This is a genomic window from Escherichia sp. E2562, assembly GCF_005781075.1.
In the GTDB taxonomy this organism is placed as follows: Bacteria; Pseudomonadota; Gammaproteobacteria; order Enterobacterales; family Enterobacteriaceae; genus Escherichia.
Genome location: NZ_VATM01000010.1, coordinates 123,325 through 140,350, shown reverse-complemented (window position 1 = coordinate 140,350; position 17,026 = coordinate 123,325). Strand labels below are relative to the sequence as shown.

Below are 17,026 nucleotides of genomic sequence, written 5' to 3'. Positions count from 1 at the left end.
TATGAAATTTACCGTAGAACGTGAGCATTTATTAAAACCGCTACAACAGGTGAGCGGTCCGTTAGGTGGTCGTCCTACGCTACCGATTCTCGGTAATCTGCTGTTACAGGTTGCTGACGGTACGTTGTCGCTGACCGGTACTGATCTCGAGATGGAAATGGTGGCACGCGTTGCGCTGGTTCAGCCGCACGAACCAGGGGCGACGACCGTTCCGGCGCGCAAATTCTTTGATATCTGCCGTGGTCTGCCTGAAGGCGCGGAAATTGCCGTGCAGCTGGAAGGTGAGCGAATGTTGGTGCGCTCCGGGCGTAGCCGTTTTTCGCTTTCCACTCTGCCTGCGGCGGATTTCCCGAACCTCGATGACTGGCAGAGCGAAGTCGAATTTACCCTGCCACAGGCGACGATGAAGCGTCTGATTGAAGCGACCCAGTTTTCTATGGCGCATCAGGACGTTCGCTATTACTTAAACGGTATGCTGTTTGAAACCGAAGGTGAAGAACTGCGCACCGTGGCGACCGACGGCCACCGTCTGGCGGTCTGTTCAATGCCAATTGGTCAGTCTTTGCCGAGCCATTCGGTGATCGTGCCGCGTAAAGGTGTGATTGAACTGATGCGTATGCTCGACGGCGGCGACAATCCGCTGCGCGTGCAGATTGGTAGCAACAATATTCGCGCCCACGTTGGTGACTTTATCTTCACCTCGAAACTGGTGGATGGTCGCTTCCCGGATTACCGCCGCGTTCTGCCGAAGAACCCGGACAAACATCTGGAAGCAGGCTGCGATCTGCTCAAGCAGGCGTTTGCTCGCGCGGCAATTCTCTCTAACGAGAAATTCCGTGGCGTGCGCCTGTATGTCAGCGAAAACCAGCTGAAAATCACCGCCAACAACCCGGAACAGGAAGAAGCGGAAGAGATCCTCGACGTTACCTATAGCGGTGCGGAGATGGAAATCGGCTTCAACGTCAGCTATGTGCTGGATGTCCTGAACGCACTGAAATGCGAAAACGTCCGCATGATGCTGACCGATTCGGTTTCCAGCGTGCAGATTGAAGATGCGGCTAGCCAGAGCGCGGCTTATGTTGTCATGCCAATGAGACTGTAATGTCCCTCACCCGCTTGTTGATCCGCGATTTCCGCAATATCGAAACCGCGGATCTCGCTTTATCTCCTGGCTTTAACTTTCTGGTAGGTGCCAACGGCAGTGGCAAAACCAGCGTGCTGGAAGCCATCTATACGCTCGGCCACGGTCGGGCGTTTCGTAGTTTGCAGATTGGTCGCGTTATTCGCCATGAGCAGGAAGCATTTGTGCTCCACGGGCGTTTGCAGGGCGAAGAGCGCGAGACGGCAATTGGCTTAACCAAAGACAAACAGGGCGACAGCAAAGTCCGCATCGACGGTACTGACGGGCATAAAGTCGCGGAGCTGGCGCATCTGATGCCGATGCAGTTGATCACGCCAGAAGGGTTTACTTTACTCAACGGCGGCCCCAAATACAGAAGAGCATTCCTCGACTGGGGATGCTTTCACAACGAACCTGGATTTTTCACCGCCTGGAGCAATCTCAAGCGGTTGCTCAAGCAGCGTAATGCGGCGCTGCGCCAGGTGACACGTTACGAACAGCTACGCCCGTGGGATAAAGAATTGATCCCGCTGGCGGAGCAAATCAGCACCTGGCGCGCGGAGTATAGCGCCGGTATTGCGGCCGATATGGCCGATACCTGTAAGCAATTTCTCCCTGAGTTTTCTCTGACTTTCTCTTTTCAGCGCGGCTGGGAGAAAGAGACAGAGTACGCTGAGGTGCTGGAACGTAATTTTGACCGCGATCGCCAGCTAACCTACACCGCGCACGGCCCGCATAAAGCGGACTTACGCATTCGCGCCGACGGTGCGCCGGTGGAAGATACCTTATCGCGTGGGCAGCTTAAGCTGCTGATGTGCGCCTTACGTCTGGCGCAAGGAGAGTTCCTCACCCGTGAAAGCGGGCGGCGGTGTCTCTACCTGATAGATGATTTTGCCTCTGAGCTTGATGATGAGCGTCGCGGGCTGCTTGCCAGCCGCTTAAAAGCGACGCAATCACAGGTCTTTGTCAGCGCGATCAGTGCTGAACACGTTATAGACATGTCGGACGAAAATTCGAAGATGTTTACCGTGGAAAAGGGTAAAATAACGGATTAACCCAAGTATAAATGAGCGAGAAACGTTGATGTCGAATTCTTATGACTCCTCCAGTATCAAAGTCCTGAAAGGGCTGGATGCGGTGCGTAAGCGCCCGGGTATGTATATCGGCGACACGGATGACGGCACCGGTCTGCACCACATGGTATTCGAGGTGGTAGATAACGCTATCGACGAAGCGCTCGCGGGTCACTGTAAAGAAATTATCGTCACCATTCACGCCGATAACTCTGTCTCTGTACAGGACGACGGGCGCGGTATTCCGACCGGTATTCACCCGGAAGAGGGCGTATCGGCGGCGGAAGTGATCATGACCGTCCTGCACGCAGGCGGTAAATTTGACGATAACTCCTATAAAGTGTCCGGCGGTCTGCACGGCGTTGGTGTTTCGGTAGTAAACGCCCTGTCGCAAAAACTGGAGCTGGTTATCCAGCGCGAGGGTAAAATTCACCGTCAGATCTACGAACACGGTGTACCGCAGGCTCCGCTGGCGGTTACTGGCGACACCGATAAAACCGGTACGATGGTGCGTTTCTGGCCCAGCCTCGAAACCTTCACCAATGTGACCGAGTTCGAATATGAAATTCTGGCGAAACGTCTGCGTGAGTTGTCGTTCCTCAACTCCGGCGTTTCCATTCGTCTGAAAGACAAGCGTGATGGTAAAGAAGACCACTTCCACTATGAAGGCGGTATCAAGGCGTTCGTTGAGTATCTGAACAAGAACAAAACGCCGATCCACCCAAATATCTTCTATTTCTCAACCGAAAAAGACGGTATCGGCGTTGAAGTGGCGCTGCAGTGGAACGATGGCTTCCAGGAAAACATCTACTGCTTTACCAACAACATTCCGCAGCGTGACGGCGGTACTCACCTGGCAGGCTTCCGTGCGGCGATGACCCGTACTCTGAACGCCTACATGGACAAAGAAGGCTACAGCAAAAAAGCCAAAGTCAGCGCCACCGGTGACGATGCGCGTGAAGGCCTGATTGCGGTCGTTTCCGTGAAAGTGCCGGACCCGAAATTCTCCTCCCAGACCAAAGACAAACTGGTTTCTTCTGAGGTGAAATCGGCGGTTGAACAGCAGATGAACGAACTGCTGGCGGAATACCTGCTGGAAAATCCGACCGACGCGAAAATCGTGGTTGGCAAAATTATCGATGCTGCCCGCGCCCGTGAAGCTGCGCGTCGCGCTCGTGAAATGACCCGTCGTAAAGGTGCGCTGGATTTAGCTGGCCTGCCGGGCAAACTGGCGGACTGTCAGGAACGCGATCCGGCGCTCTCTGAACTGTACCTTGTGGAAGGGGACTCTGCGGGCGGCTCTGCAAAACAGGGGCGTAACCGCAAGAACCAGGCGATTCTGCCGTTGAAAGGTAAAATCCTCAACGTCGAGAAAGCCCGCTTCGATAAGATGCTGGCCTCCCAGGAAGTGGCGACGCTGATCACCGCGCTTGGCTGCGGGATTGGTCGTGACGAGTACAACCCGGACAAACTGCGTTATCACAGCATCATCATCATGACCGATGCGGACGTCGACGGCTCGCACATTCGTACGCTGCTGTTGACCTTCTTCTATCGTCAGATGCCAGAAATCATCGAACGTGGTCACGTTTACATTGCCCAACCGCCGCTGTACAAAGTGAAGAAAGGTAAGCAGGAACAGTACATTAAAGACGATGAAGCGATGGATCAGTACCAAATCTCCATCGCACTGGATGGTGCTTCCTTACATACCAACGCCAGCGCACCAGCTTTAGCGGGCGAAGCGTTAGAAAAACTGGTGTCTGAGTACAATGCGGCGCAGAAAATGATCGTGCGTATGGAGCGTCGTTATCCGAAAGCAATGCTGAAAGAGCTTATTTATCAGCCGACGCTGACGGAAGCCGACCTCTCTGATGAGCAGACCGTTACCCGTTGGGTGAACGCGCTGGTCAGCGAACTGAACGACAAAGAGCAGCACGGCAGCCAGTGGAAGTTTGATGTCCACACCAATGCCGAGAAAAACCTGTTCGAGCCGATTGTTCGCGTGCGTACCCACGGCGTGGATACTGACTACCCGCTGGATCACGAGTTCATCACCGGTGGCGAATATCGTCGTATCTGCACTCTGGGCGAGAAACTGCGTGGCTTGCTGGAAGAAGATGCGTTTATAGAACGTGGTGAGCGTCGTCAGCCGGTAGCCAGCTTCGAGCAGGCGCTGGACTGGCTGGTGAAAGAGTCCCGTCGCGGCCTCTCCATCCAGCGTTATAAAGGTCTGGGCGAGATGAACCCGGAACAGCTGTGGGAAACCACTATGGACCCGGAAAGCCGTCGTATGCTGCGCGTTACCGTTAAGGATGCGATTGCCGCCGACCAGCTGTTCACCACGCTGATGGGCGACGCCGTTGAACCGCGTCGTGCATTTATCGAAGAGAACGCACTGAAAGCGGCGAATATCGATATTTAATGGCGTTAACAATGCGAGCGTGCCTGATGCGCTACGCTTATCAGACTTACAAGACTCATGCAATATATTGAATTTTCATGATTTTGTAGGCCGGAGAAGGCGTTAACGCCGCATCCGGCAAGAAGCTATAAGAAAAGGGCGGAGATCATCTCCGCCCTTTTTATTCCTGTAATCCGCAATTATCATCCCGCAGAACTATACTTTTTGAGTCAACACGTAACGCTTTACAGGTGATTATCATGGGGCTTTTTGATGAAGTTGTAGGTGCCTTTTTGAAAGGCGATGCGGGGAAATATCAGGCGATTTTAAGTTGGGTCGAGGAGCAGGGCGGCGTTCAGGTACTGCTGGAAAAACTGCAAAGTGGCGGCTTAGGTGCCATTCTCACAACCTGGTTGAGTAATCAACAAAGCAATCAACCGGTGAGCGGCGAACAACTGGAATCGGCACTTGGCACAAATGCGGTGTCCGATCTTGGACAAAAACTCGGTGTTGATACCAGTGCTGCTTCCAACATGCTGGCGGAACAATTACCGAAGATTATTGATGCTCTATCGCCGCAGGGCGAAGTTTCGCCGCAAGCCAATAACGATCTGCTTTCCGCAGGCATGGAGTTGCTAAAAGGAAAACTTTTCAGCTAAGCAAAAGGGGGACACGCAACGCGCGTTGCATCCCCCTTTTCCCTCGGGTGTTGTACTGATTTTTGAGCGCAATCGCGTTAGCATGGGTCAGGAATCAATCTACCTGGGGAACTCATGGCTATCAAACTCATTGCTATCGATATGGATGGCACCCTTCTGCTGCCCGATCACACCATTTCACCCGCCGTTAAAAATGCGATTGCCGCAGCTCGCGCCCGTGGCGTGAATGTTGTGCTAACGACGGGCCGCCCTTATGCAGGCGTTCACAACTACCTGAAAGAACTGCACATGGAACAGCCAGGCGACTACTGCATTACTTACAACGGCGCGCTGGTACAGAAGGCTGCTGATGGCAGCACCGTAGCGCAAACCGCTCTCAGCTATGACGACTACCGTTTCCTGGAAAAACTCTCTCGCGAAGTCGGTTCCCATTTCCACGCGCTGGACCGCACCACGCTGTACACCGCTAACCGTGATATCAGCTATTACACGGTGCATGAATCATTTGTGGCTACCATTCCGCTGGTATTCTGCGAAGCGGAAAGAATGGACCCCAATATACAGCTCCTGAAAGTGATGATGATTGATGAACCCGCCATCCTCGACCAGGCGATCGCGCGTATTCCGCAGGAAGTGAAAGAGAAATATACCGTGCTGAAAAGTGCGCCGTACTTCCTCGAAATCCTCGATAAACGCGTTAACAAAGGTACGGGTGTGAAATCATTGGCCGACGTGTTAGGTATTAAACCGGAAGAAATCATGGCGATTGGCGATCAGGAAAACGACATCGCAATGATTGAATATGCAGGTGTTGGTGTGGCAATGGATAACGCTATTCCTTCGGTGAAAGAAGTGGCGAACTTTGTCACCAAATCCAACCTTGAAGATGGCGTGGCGTTTGCTATTGAGAAATATGTGCTGAATTAATCTGTGGGCGGGCAAACAGCATGAATGCGTTTGCCCGCAGCGATTAACAATTTCTGGTAGTGCATAAAATCAGGAACTGGAGTGGTGATGTTACTATATCCAGCGTAAGAGTGACTGGTAGCAGCGCATTAACGAGGCCGCGTGGGACTCCATCTGTTGCTTTGTACTCATAAAATCCCACCGTAAAGGGTTGATGGAAAACCATCACGTTTGAGTAATCCGCTTTTTTATTTTTCTGGTGGATAGAGCCTTTCAGGCCGTCCAGCATCCATGTACAACGGCGGGTATCACAAATAAAACCATATTGTGTTGCCAGTGCCTTATCTTCTTCGTTGTTCCAGTCGTAATAGAGCGTAATAGCACCAGAGAAATTCTTATTACTGCTGCTTAAAATAAATTTCGCGTTATCATGGACGGTGATTCTTTCACCATGAATTGCCGGATCGTTCAGCATTTTAACCACCTCATCGCCGCCGTTGGTCAACAGGTAGTCCAGCGATTCTCCTACAAAAACAAAGCCTTTCGTACCATTACTATCCTCTGCCAGCGATAAACCCTTAATCGTGTCTGACCGCCATTGCTCGGCATGTGAAGGGCTTGCGGTATTAAAAACCAGTCCTGCGGTGATACATCCGGTCAACGCAAATGCCAAAGAACACAAACCGGCAGCCTTAAAAAATCCCTTAAAATTCAACTTCATGATTAATCCTTTAAACAAGAGTGCTAATCCGTTGAAAGCATACTCTTCTTTCCCTCCTGTTTAGCGCCTGATACCCCTTTTCAGATTTCTGCCCGGCGCATGTCATTTTTTATGTATTGTTCTTTTTGTGATCTAAATTGTAGTACAACAATATAAATTTGTACTACATTACGCGCACAGCAAACGCGAATGTCATCACGTTGGTACTACAAAGTTGCCGCGTTATGCATCGATCGGGGTAAAGTAGAGAAGAACATACAGAGCACAAGGACTCTCCATGACTCTCAATAAAACCGATCGCATCGTCATTACACTGGGTAAACAGATCGTTCACGGCAAATACGTGCCTGGCTCACCGCTTCCGGCCGAGGCGGAACTCTGTGAGGAGTTTGCAACCTCGCGCAACATCATCCGTGAAGTGTTCCGTTCGCTGATGGCGAAGCGGCTGATTGAAATGAAACGTTATCGCGGGGCGTTTGTGGCAGCACGTAACCAGTGGAATTACCTCGACACTGACGTACTGCAATGGGTGCTGGAAAACGACTACGATCCACGGCTTATCAGTGCAATGAGCGAAGTACGAAATCTGGTGGAACCTGCGATTGCCCGCTGGGCGGCGGAGCGCGCGACTTCCAGCGATCTGGCGCAGATTGAATCGGCGCTGAACGAGATGATAGCCAACAATCAGGATCGCGAGGCGTTTAACGAAGCGGATATTCGCTATCACGAGGCGGTACTGCAATCGGTGCATAACCCGGTGTTACAGCAACTTAGCATCGCGATCAGTTCGTTGCAGCGAGCGGTTTTTGAACGAACCTGGCGAGGGGATGAGGCCAACATGCCACAAACTCTCCTGGAACATAAAGTGTTATTCGATGCGATACGGCATCAGGACGGTGATGCGGCAGAGCAGGCAGCACTCAGCATGATTGCCAGTTCGACACGCAGGCTGAAAGAGATTACGTAATAGCGTGTTGCACTGCCTCTAACCAGGGCGCGTCCTTGCCGCGTTATTTATCACGGTGTATTGAGAGGCAGTGCAATGAAAATAACTAATATCACCACATATCGTTTACCTCCCCGCTGGATGTTCCTCAAAGTTGAAACAGACGAAGGGGTAGTAGGTTGGGGGGAACCGGTCATTGAAGGCCGTGCCCGCACGGTTGAAGCGGCGGTACATGAACTAGGTGATTATCTGATAGGTCAGGATCCATCCCGCCTCAACGATTTATGGCAAGTGATGTACCGCGGCGGATTTTATCGCGGTGGCCCCATTTTAATGAGTGCCATCGCCGGAATTGACCAGGCGCTGTGGGATATTAAAGGTAAGGTACTGAACGCTCCGGTTTCACAACTTTTAGGTGGTCCGGTTCGTGACAAAATTAAAGCCTATAGCTGGGTAGGCGGCGATCGTCCGGCAGATGTTATCTCCGGTATCCAGACTCTGCGTGAGATTGGCTTTGATACCTTCAAACTGAACGGCTGTGAAGAACTGGCGCAGGTTGATAATTCCCGTGCGATTGATGCCGCGGTGAACACCGTAGCGCAAATCCGTGAAGCATTTGGCAATGAAATTGAATTTGGTCTTGATTTTCATGGTCGCGTTAGCGCACCGATGGCGAAAGTGTTGATCAAAGAACTGGAGCCGTATCGCCCACTGTTTATTGAAGAACCTGTTCTGGCAGAACAAGCCGAGTATTATCCCAAACTGGCAGCGGCAACGCATATTCCGATTGCTGCAGGGGAACGTATGTTCTCGCGTTTCGATTTCAAACGCGTTCTGGAAGCAGGTGGTATTTCTATTCTGCAACCAGACCTGTCCCACGCCGGTGGTATTTCCGAGTGCTACAAAATTGCCAGTATGGCGGAAGCCTATGACGTAATGATTGCGCCACATTGTCCTCTGGGACCCATTGCACTGGCAGCCTGCCTGCATATCGATTTTGTCTCCTGGAATGCAGTATTTCAGGAGCAGAGTATGGGGATTCACTACAATAAAGGCGCGGAATTACTCGATTTTGTGAAAAACAAAGAGGATTTTAATATGGTTGGCGGTTATTTTAAGTTGCTAACCAAACCAGGGCTTGGTGTGGACATTGACGAAGAAAAAGTCATTAACTTTAGTAAAAATGCCCCAGACTGGCGTAATCCATTGTGGCGTCATAACGATGGTAGTGTTGCCGAATGGTAATATTCTAAACCATATTAATAATATAATTAATATGAATATATCACTAAGGAATGGTTTATGTCTTATCAGGAAAAAACATTTACTGGACTGGCATGTTATATCAAAGGTGAACAGGATCTGGTTGTTGAACAAAAAATAACATCAATTGAAAAAGGTCATGTTGCTATTAAAATTAACCGTGGTGGAATTTGCGGTTCAGATATTCATTATTTTTATCATGGTGGTGTTGGTGATATAAAATTACAGCCCCCGATGTTATTAGGCCATGAGATTATTGGTACGGTAATTGATTTTGGTGAATCACAAACCTTGATGGTTGGACAAAAGGTAGCAATTAATCCGTCTCTATCTTGTGGTCACTGTAATTATTGCCTGGAAGGTAAAGGTAATCACTGTACAGATATGCTTTTCTTTGGAAGCGCAATGCGCACTCCCCATATTCATGGGGGCTTTGCTGACTATTTATCTGTGGCTCCTATGCGCTGTGTACCCTATGATTGTAACTGCTCTGACAAGGTTATGGTTTTTGCGGAACCTCTTGCGGTTGCTTTACATGCGATTAATCAAGCCGGAAGTCTTGTGGGGAAAAATATATTAGTAAGTGGGGCCGGTCCCATCGGATGTCTCATTATTGCAGCAGCTAAAGCGTGCGGCGCACTTTCTGTTACTGCATTTGATGTAAGTGAAAAGAGTTGCGGTCTGGCCAGTACTATGGGGGCAGATGAAGTAATTAACCCTGTTGATGAGGAATTGTTGTCGCCATATCTGAACAATAAAGGTTTCTTTGATATTTCCTTTGAGGCATCAGGTGTGGAGTCTGCACTACAGGGCGTTATTCATGTCACTAAACCAACAGGTATTATTGTACAGGTAGGTAATAGTCGGGGATTGCCAGGTGTTCCGGTAATGCAAATTGTTGCAAAGGAGTTAACGCTCAAAGGTACTTTTCGTTTTTGTAGTGAGTTTAATAACGCTGTACGTTGGCTTGAAACTGGGCGTATTGATCCCTCCCCGTTAATATCAGCTGAATTACCGGCATTACAGATTCATGAGGCAATCAGATTAGCTGCTGATAAAACACGCTCTGCAAAAGTCCAGATTATCTTTAATTAAGGATACGAAAATGGAAAAGGATATTTTTGACCTGACAGGAAAAAGAGCATTGATTACTGGTTCAGCGCAAGGAATCGGTTATCTACTGGCGAAGGGGCTTGGTAAGCGTGGCACAGAAATTATTATTAATGATTGCAGTGCTGAAAAAGCTGAAAAAACGGCATTAGAGTTATGCTCTATGGGGATTTCTGCTCATTCCTTTCCCTTTGATGTGACGAATTTTTCTCAAATAGAAACTGAGATAGCGCGTATAGAGGATGAAATCGGTCCTGTTGATATTCTTATTAATAATGCTGGGATTCAGCGTCGCCACCCATTTATAGAGTTCCCTGAGTCAGATTGGGATAGCATAATTAATGTAAATCAAAAAGCTGTTTTTATGCTTTCTAAATACGTTGCCAGATATATGATACAACGTAAATCAGGGAAGATAATAAATATCTGTTCGATGCAAAGTGAATTAGGACGAGCAACCATTATCCCATATGCAGCATCGAAAGGTGCGGTAAAAATGCTTACCAGAGGGATGTGTGCTGAGCTGGCTAAATATAATATTCAGGTTAATGGTATTGCGCCGGGATATTTTGATACTGAAATGAATAAGGCGCTGGTGAATAATCATGAATTTACTCAGTGGTTATGTCAAAGAACACCTGCAGGGCGTTGGGGTAAATCAGATGAACTCATTGGCGCAGCAGTATTTCTGGCAGCGGATGCGTCAAATTTTGTTAATGGTCATATGATTTTTGTTGATGGTGGAATGTTGGCTGTTGTTTGACGATGTACTGAGATTACTCAGATGTAATTAGAGGAAGTTAACGATATCTAAAGGAGAGTATCTAATGAATTTTATGCAAAGTATTAAAGCTATTGCTTGTTCTTGCCTGTTAGTTTCCAGTTTTTCCAGTACATCGTGGGCTGCAGAATTTGTAGCTAAAATGGGGCATTCAATGCCAAATGAGCATCCGCAATCCAGAACGGTGGAAAGGTTTGCAGAGTTGGTTAAAAAAGGAACGGATGGTCGAGTTAATATTCAGGTTTATTCCGGTGGTGTGCTTGGTGGCGATGAAAAAATGCTGCGTGCGACTCAGGCCGGAACACAGGAAATTTATTATGGTTCTTTAGCCCCAATCTCTGGTCGAGTTAAAGAACTTCAAATTTTTGATTTCCCTTTTGTTTTTAATAACATGGATGAAGTTGACTATGTTTTCCAGGGCGCTATGGGGCAAAGGCTGTTCAAACTTCTTGAACCGTTGGGATTAGTTGGCCTTGCATGGGTAGAAACCGGTTTCCGGCAAGTATCAAATAATAAACGACCTATTAATAAAGTCGAAGATATGAAGGGGCTGAAAATTCGCGTTATGCAAAACCAGGTCGCCCTTGAGACGTTTAAAGCAATGGGGATTAATGCGTTGCCTATGGATTTCGCCGAAGTCTTCACTGCTCTTGAAACGGGGGTGATTGATGGTCAGGAAAACCCGCTAATCCATATGTACGCAAATAAAATGCAAGAAGTACAGAAATACGTCACCATTACTAATCACGTTTATACTTCAAGTATTATCATAGTTTCAAAGAAATTCTGGGATAAATTATCTCCTGTAGATCAACAGGTTATTGAAAAATCTGCGAAAGAAGTACAACAATTTCATCGTAATATTATGAGTGAAGCTGATAAAGATGTTGTCAAGAAATTAACTGACGCGGGCGTTCAGGTTGTAACACTACCACCGGAGGAAGTAGATAAGTTGCGTATAGCAGTAAAACCGGTAGTGGCAAAATATACTCCAATGGTTGGAGAAACCTTTGTTAAAGAGTTTTATGCTGAAGTTGAGAAAGCTCGAGCACAAAAAAATCATTAACGATCCGATATCCAGGTAATTTTCTGACGAAATTACCTGGGTGTATATATTTCATTGCTGAATAAGTTAATGATATTCATGGAGGATTTATGTTATCAGTGCTAAAAAAACTCAATGATTTTTTTTATGCCTTTATGGATTTTATTCTTGTTGCTTGTATGGTTGTGATGTTTCTTCTTATTTTTATAAATGTCATGATGCGTTTCATTTTTAATGATTCTATTGATATTGCTGAGGAGTTGCCCCGTTTTCTTTTTGTCTGGATGACATTTATTGGTGCCGTAATTGCATTGAGAGAAAAAACACATATCAATGTAAACATCATTACTGCAAGGTTATCTCTCTTGGGAAAAATGACGTGTTGGGTCATTTGTCAGATAATAATAATAATCTGTGCTGGATATATGTTCTACAGTACGTTACTGCAGCATGAGATATTGTTTTTTAATTTATCTCCAGTAATGATGATTAGTATGATTTTTGTCTATGGCGTTAGCTATATTTCAGGTCTTGCCATGCTGTTTAATGCTGCTGGTAATCTGATGCAATTTTTTCTGGAAAATTAACAGAAAAAGATATAGATGTAAGTCTATAACGTGTTTTTAATAATTATGAGCAACTTGCGCCAACGACACTTAATGTTATATGTATGTTGGCAAATTTCATTCACCCTAATAATTTGCTTCGGTAAATTAATCTGCGCACTTGTATCTGTCGCTTTATCGGAATGTAAATTCACTGGGATGAAAATTATATCATGTGAGAGAATAATATGACTATTTTGATATTTGTCGGTTCTCTGCTGAGTTTGATAGCACTCGGATTACCTATAGCATTTGCGTTAATGGCCTGTGGTATTATTCTAATGTACTGGCTCGGCTTTACCGACCCACAAATTGTTATGCAAAATATGTGGGATGGTGCCAATAGTTTCCCGTTACTGGCCGTACCCTTTTTTATGTTAGCTGGCGAGTTTATGAACCATGGAGGAATAACTCGGAGAATTATTGAAATAGCCAGTGCTTGTGTTGGTCATATTCGTGGTGGATTAGGATATGTTGTTATTTTTACCGGCTTAATCATGGGCGCATTATCAGGGTCAGCAGTTGCAGATACGGCAGCATTGACAGCGATGCTATTACCCCTGATGAAATCATCTGGTTATAACACAAATCGCTCAGGTGGATTAATTGGTTGTAGTGGTATTATTGCGACTATTGTTCCACCATCAATACCTATGATTTTGTATGGTGTAAGTGGGCAGGTTTCTATTACAAAACTTTTTATGGCAGGAATTGTCCCCGGTATCTTAATGGCGGTTGCATTAGTGTTAACCTGGAAATTTTTTGGGGTTAAAAATGAAAATGTAGAGCCTGCCGCCAGAGTTCCGATGAAAAAAAGGTGGCGTATTATTGCTAAAGGATTTTTGGCATTATTATTACCTGTTATTATCATCGGTGGATTACGCTTGGGAGTTTTTTCTCCAACTGAGGCAGCAATAATAGCGGCAGCGTACTCCTTATTTGTTGGAATGGTCATTTATCGTGAGATCACAATCAAAGATCTCTACGCCTTATTTTTAAATGCAGCAAAAACAACATCGATTGTTATGTTCCTTGTTTGTGCAGCATCCCTCTCAGCCTGGCTTATTACGGCGGCCAATATTCCTCTTCAATTGATAGAGATTCTTGAGCCGGTAATGGACAATCGAATACTACTCACATTCACCCTAATGTTGCTGATTCTGGCGATTGGTTCTGCTATGGATTTAACACCAACTGTTCTGGTGCTAACACCCATTTTAATGCCAGTATTGAAAATGGCACATATTGATCCCGTATATTTCGGGGTGTTATTTATCATGAACGTGTCAATTGGATTATTAACACCGCCAGTTGGTTCAATTCTCAATGTTGTTAGTGGTGTTGGTAAAATACCGATTGAGAAATTAATAAAAGGTGTTTTACCTTTTTTACTGGCAGAAGCTGCAGTGATGTTTTTACTGGTATTGTTCCCTGATATCGTCTTAATGCCACTAAAATGGATGATGTGATTTTATCCATTATTCAAATTAGACGGAATATGCGCCACACCACTGCGCATAATCCACTTTCTTAAAGCCGGTGCGGTCAGGCATCGGCTTTTTACTATCTTGCCGAAGAGTTTTAAACGCAGTTTGCGGGTGGCGCGCCAGTAGGCGGCGTTGCTCTTCTCCGGCTGCTTCAGTAACACCGAACGCAGAATGTCTGCACTATCCAGCGCATAGCTAATCCCCTCCAGCGAGCTGGCGCTGATAAATCCCGCCGCTTCACCAATCAGAAAGGCGTTGTCCTTACCGCAGACAAAATCCTGCCAGCGTGAGGGAAACAGCACCGTGCATTTTTCGCTTTTCACCGCCTTACCAAACTGGAACTGAAAGGCGCTCATTTTCTCTTTCAGCGCCGTGAAACGTGTCTGACCGTCTTTCATCGGATAGGCACCGCCAAAGATAAAATAACCGTCTTTGCTGATACTCCATGAATAACAGTCAGTTATCGCATTATCAAAGATGCAGGAGTAGAACGGCACAGGATGTTTCTCTGCGAACCACTGCTGGATAGCGACATATTTACGAATTTGATGGCCCGGGTAGAGATGTCGCCGCACCATCGAGTTGGCACCATCGGCACCGACCAGATAGCGGGCAGTAATATGCTGCTCCCAGCCGTCTGCACGAAAAATGACATGCCATTTGTCATCCTCACGCCAGATTTTCCGGCACAGGCTATCGTGATAAACCTCAACGCTGGCGGGGATCAGCGATTTCATCCACAAGTCGAAAGCGTGGCGATTAATATTGATATAGCTTCGCTGGTAGTTACGCGTGAGCGATGCGGCGACGTCGACGGTTTTGACGCTGAAAATCTGCGGGTTGGCGATCACATCGACAGGAAGCGTCAGTCCATCGCGAATAAAAGATCGCTGCGCGTCCGGTGCCAGCAGACCGCCACAAGGTTTGCTGAAACCTTCAGTCCCATGCTGGTGCTTTTTATCCAGCGCGATCACCTGCATTTTGCCTGCTAACTTTCGCGCCAACGCCAACCCTGCCGGGCCGAGGCCAATAATCGCCACGTCAAAATGTTCCATCTTTTCACTCACATTCATCACGATGGCAAAAGACTATTGTCTGAAAGTGAAGTCCTTGTGAAGTATGATGGCGGGAACCGTTTTGTATCAGGACCGCGCCATGAAACAGATAACCTTTGCTCCCCGTAATCACCTGCTCACCAATACCAATACCTGGACGCCCGACAGCCAGTGGCTGGTATTTGACGTGCGTCCTTCTGGCGCGTCGTTTACCGGTGAAACCATTGAGCGTGTGAATATCCATACCGGCGAGGTCGAGGTTATCTACCGCGCGTCACAGGGCGCGCATGTCGGCGTGGTGACCGTTCATCCGAAGTCAGAGAAGTATGTCTTTATCCACGGACCTGAAAATCCTGATGAAACATGGCATTACGACTTCCATCACCGGCGCGGAGTGATTGCTGAAAGCGGCAAGGTGAGCAATCTCGATGCAATGGATATTACCGTTCCGTACACTCCAGGGGCGTTACGCGGCGGCAGTCATGTACATGTCTTTAGCCCAAACGGTGAAATGGTGAGTTTTACCTATAACGACCACGTGCTGCATGAACGCGATCCCGCGCTGGATTTGCGAAACGTCGGGGTGGCAGCGCCGTTTGGTCCGGTCAATGTGCAAAAGCAGCATCCGCGTGAATACAGCGGTAGCCACTGGTGCGTGCTGGTGAGTAAAACAACGCCCACGCCGCAGCCTGGCAGTGATGAAATCAATCGTGCTTATGAAGAAGGATGGGTAGGAAACCACGCTCTGGCGTTTATTGGCGATACGCTTTCGCAAAAGGGCGAGAAAGTGCCGGAGCTGTTTATTGTTGAATTGCCGCAAGATGAAAACGGCTGGAAATTGCCGGGCGACGCGCCGTTAAGCGGAACGGAATCAACTCTGCCCGCGCCACCGCGTGGCGTCGTGCAGCGACGTTTAACCTTTACGCACCATCGTAATTACCCGGGGTTAGTCAACGTCCCGCGCCACTGGGTGCGGTGTAACCCACAAGGAACGCAAATCGCGTTTTTAATGCGTGATGATAACGGCATTGTGCAACTGTGGCTTATCTCGCCACAGGGGGGCGAACCGCGCCAGTTAACACATAACAAAACGGGTATTCAGTCAGCATTCAACTGGCATCCATCGGGAGAATGGCTGGGCGTTGTGCTGGATAACCGTATTGTCTGCGTACACGCGCAAAGCGGCGAAGTTGAGTATTTAACCGAAAATCACGCCAACTCACCTTCAGCGGACGCGGTGGTCTTCTCGCCGGATGGTCAATGGCTGGCGTGGATGGAAGCCGGCCAGTTGTGGATAACCAAAACTGGCCGCTAAATCAGTTCACGGGCATTCTGGCTGGTGGAATGACGGCATTGATGGCTTGCGCGTCGGCTTCGCTTTTTTCCACGCGCGAGCGCACTGAACTGTCTTTGCGGAACGCATCCCATGGCAGAAGTAGCGTATCCATGACTGCGGTAAATGGCATATCGAGAATTGCCAGCGATTTGGTTCCCCAGTTTGTTGTGTCATCACCAATCATGGTGGCACTGGCGCGGGTGCCGGGATACGTTCCCTCCTTCCCCCCGGTATGGGACATTACGCTGGAGCATCCTCCGAGTAACGTCATTCCGCTGCATATCATGAGCGCTAACAACACATTTCTTATCATAATAAATTCATCTGTTGATCGTTGGTGTTGGCATGATGTGTTATAGCGATCCCTTGCTGAAAATAACATCATCATCATGTCGCACTGTGGCGGCTATCGCACTTTAACGTTTCGTGCTGCCCCCCAGTCTATGCAATAGACCACAAACTGCAAAAAAAAGTCCGTCGAAAAGACTTGAAAAGTGCATATCCAGACCCATTTT

At 47.8% G+C, this 17,026-nt stretch carries 16 protein-coding genes; 13 read left to right on the top strand and 3 right to left on the bottom strand.

Features of this window, described 5'->3' with window-relative positions; translation table 11 throughout:
* Position 1: 1 nt before the first annotated feature.
* The 5 genes from dnaN (at position 2) to yidA (ending at position 6,183) form a co-directional block, all read left to right on the top strand.
* Positions 2-1,102 (top strand): DNA polymerase III subunit beta, encoded by a 1,101-nt coding sequence (gene dnaN / locus FEK43_RS15795; RefSeq protein WP_000673464.1) that lies wholly within the window; start codon positions 2-4, stop codon positions 1,100-1,102.
* Entirely contained in the window at positions 1,102-2,175 is a 1,074-nt protein-coding gene (gene recF / locus FEK43_RS15790) for a DNA replication/repair protein RecF (RefSeq protein WP_130261115.1), read from the top strand. Before dnaN ends, recF begins: the two co-directional genes overlap by 1 nt.
* A gap of 28 nt (positions 2,176-2,203) precedes the next feature.
* Complete coding sequence (gene gyrB, locus FEK43_RS15785; protein WP_130206798.1) at positions 2,204-4,618, top strand: DNA topoisomerase (ATP-hydrolyzing) subunit B; 2,415 nt, start codon at positions 2,204-2,206, stop codon at positions 4,616-4,618.
* A 239-nt stretch (positions 4,619-4,857) separates the two neighbouring features.
* Complete coding sequence (locus FEK43_RS15780; protein ID WP_205712815.1) at positions 4,858-5,256, top strand: YidB family protein; 399 nt, start codon at positions 4,858-4,860, stop codon at positions 5,254-5,256.
* 114 nt (positions 5,257-5,370) lie between these two features.
* Positions 5,371-6,183, top strand: coding sequence for a sugar-phosphatase (gene yidA, locus FEK43_RS15775; RefSeq protein WP_130215106.1), 813 nt, complete (start codon positions 5,371-5,373; stop codon positions 6,181-6,183).
* A gap of 43 nt (positions 6,184-6,226) precedes the next feature.
* Here yidA and FEK43_RS15770 read toward each other — a convergent pair whose 3' ends face one another.
* Positions 6,227-6,883 (bottom strand): hypothetical protein, encoded by a 657-nt coding sequence (locus FEK43_RS15770; RefSeq protein ID WP_135408395.1) that lies wholly within the window; start codon positions 6,881-6,883, stop codon positions 6,227-6,229.
* Between the two features lie 277 nt (positions 6,884-7,160).
* Between FEK43_RS15770 and dgoR the strand changes: the two genes are divergently transcribed.
* The 7 genes from dgoR (at position 7,161) to FEK43_RS15735 (ending at position 14,102) form a co-directional block, all read left to right on the top strand.
* Complete coding sequence (dgoR, locus tag FEK43_RS15765; protein WP_135408397.1) at positions 7,161-7,850, top strand: D-galactonate utilization transcriptional regulator DgoR; 690 nt, start codon at positions 7,161-7,163, stop codon at positions 7,848-7,850.
* 75 nt (positions 7,851-7,925) lie between these two features.
* A complete protein-coding gene (gene dgoD, locus FEK43_RS15760; RefSeq protein WP_135408399.1) occupies positions 7,926-9,074 on the top strand; it encodes a galactonate dehydratase in 1,149 nt (382 codons plus the stop codon).
* A 57-nt stretch (positions 9,075-9,131) separates the two neighbouring features.
* Positions 9,132-10,187 (top strand): alcohol dehydrogenase catalytic domain-containing protein, encoded by a 1,056-nt coding sequence (locus FEK43_RS15755; protein WP_138158628.1) that lies wholly within the window; start codon positions 9,132-9,134, stop codon positions 10,185-10,187.
* 10 nt (positions 10,188-10,197) lie between these two features.
* On the top strand, positions 10,198-10,965 hold the full coding sequence (idnO, locus tag FEK43_RS15750) for a gluconate 5-dehydrogenase (RefSeq protein WP_135408403.1): 768 nt from the start codon (positions 10,198-10,200) through the stop codon (positions 10,963-10,965).
* 64 nt (positions 10,966-11,029) lie between these two features.
* Positions 11,030-12,049 (top strand): TRAP transporter substrate-binding protein, encoded by a 1,020-nt coding sequence (locus FEK43_RS15745; RefSeq protein WP_135408405.1) that lies wholly within the window; start codon positions 11,030-11,032, stop codon positions 12,047-12,049.
* An 89-nt stretch (positions 12,050-12,138) separates the two neighbouring features.
* A complete protein-coding gene (locus FEK43_RS15740) occupies positions 12,139-12,615 on the top strand; it encodes a TRAP transporter small permease (protein WP_138158627.1) in 477 nt (158 codons plus the stop codon).
* A 206-nt stretch (positions 12,616-12,821) separates the two neighbouring features.
* On the top strand, positions 12,822-14,102 hold the full coding sequence (locus FEK43_RS15735; protein ID WP_135408409.1) for a TRAP transporter large permease subunit: 1,281 nt from the start codon (positions 12,822-12,824) through the stop codon (positions 14,100-14,102).
* A gap of 2 nt (positions 14,103-14,104) precedes the next feature.
* Here FEK43_RS15735 and cbrA read toward each other — a convergent pair whose 3' ends face one another.
* A complete protein-coding gene (cbrA, locus tag FEK43_RS15730; RefSeq protein ID WP_135408411.1) occupies positions 14,105-15,175 on the bottom strand; it encodes a colicin M resistance lipid reductase CbrA in 1,071 nt (356 codons plus the stop codon).
* Positions 15,176-15,275: 100 nt separating this feature from the next.
* On the opposite strand from cbrA, the gene FEK43_RS15725 reads away from it, so the two are divergent.
* Complete coding sequence (locus FEK43_RS15725; protein WP_205713173.1) at positions 15,276-16,490, top strand: DUF3748 domain-containing protein; 1,215 nt, start codon at positions 15,276-15,278, stop codon at positions 16,488-16,490.
* Between the two features lies 1 nt (position 16,491).
* On the opposite strand, the gene FEK43_RS15720 is transcribed toward FEK43_RS15725, so the two are convergent.
* Complete coding sequence (locus tag FEK43_RS15720; RefSeq protein WP_130206784.1) at positions 16,492-16,824, bottom strand: YceK/YidQ family lipoprotein; 333 nt, start codon at positions 16,822-16,824, stop codon at positions 16,492-16,494.
* Positions 16,825-17,026 lie beyond the last annotated feature (202 nt).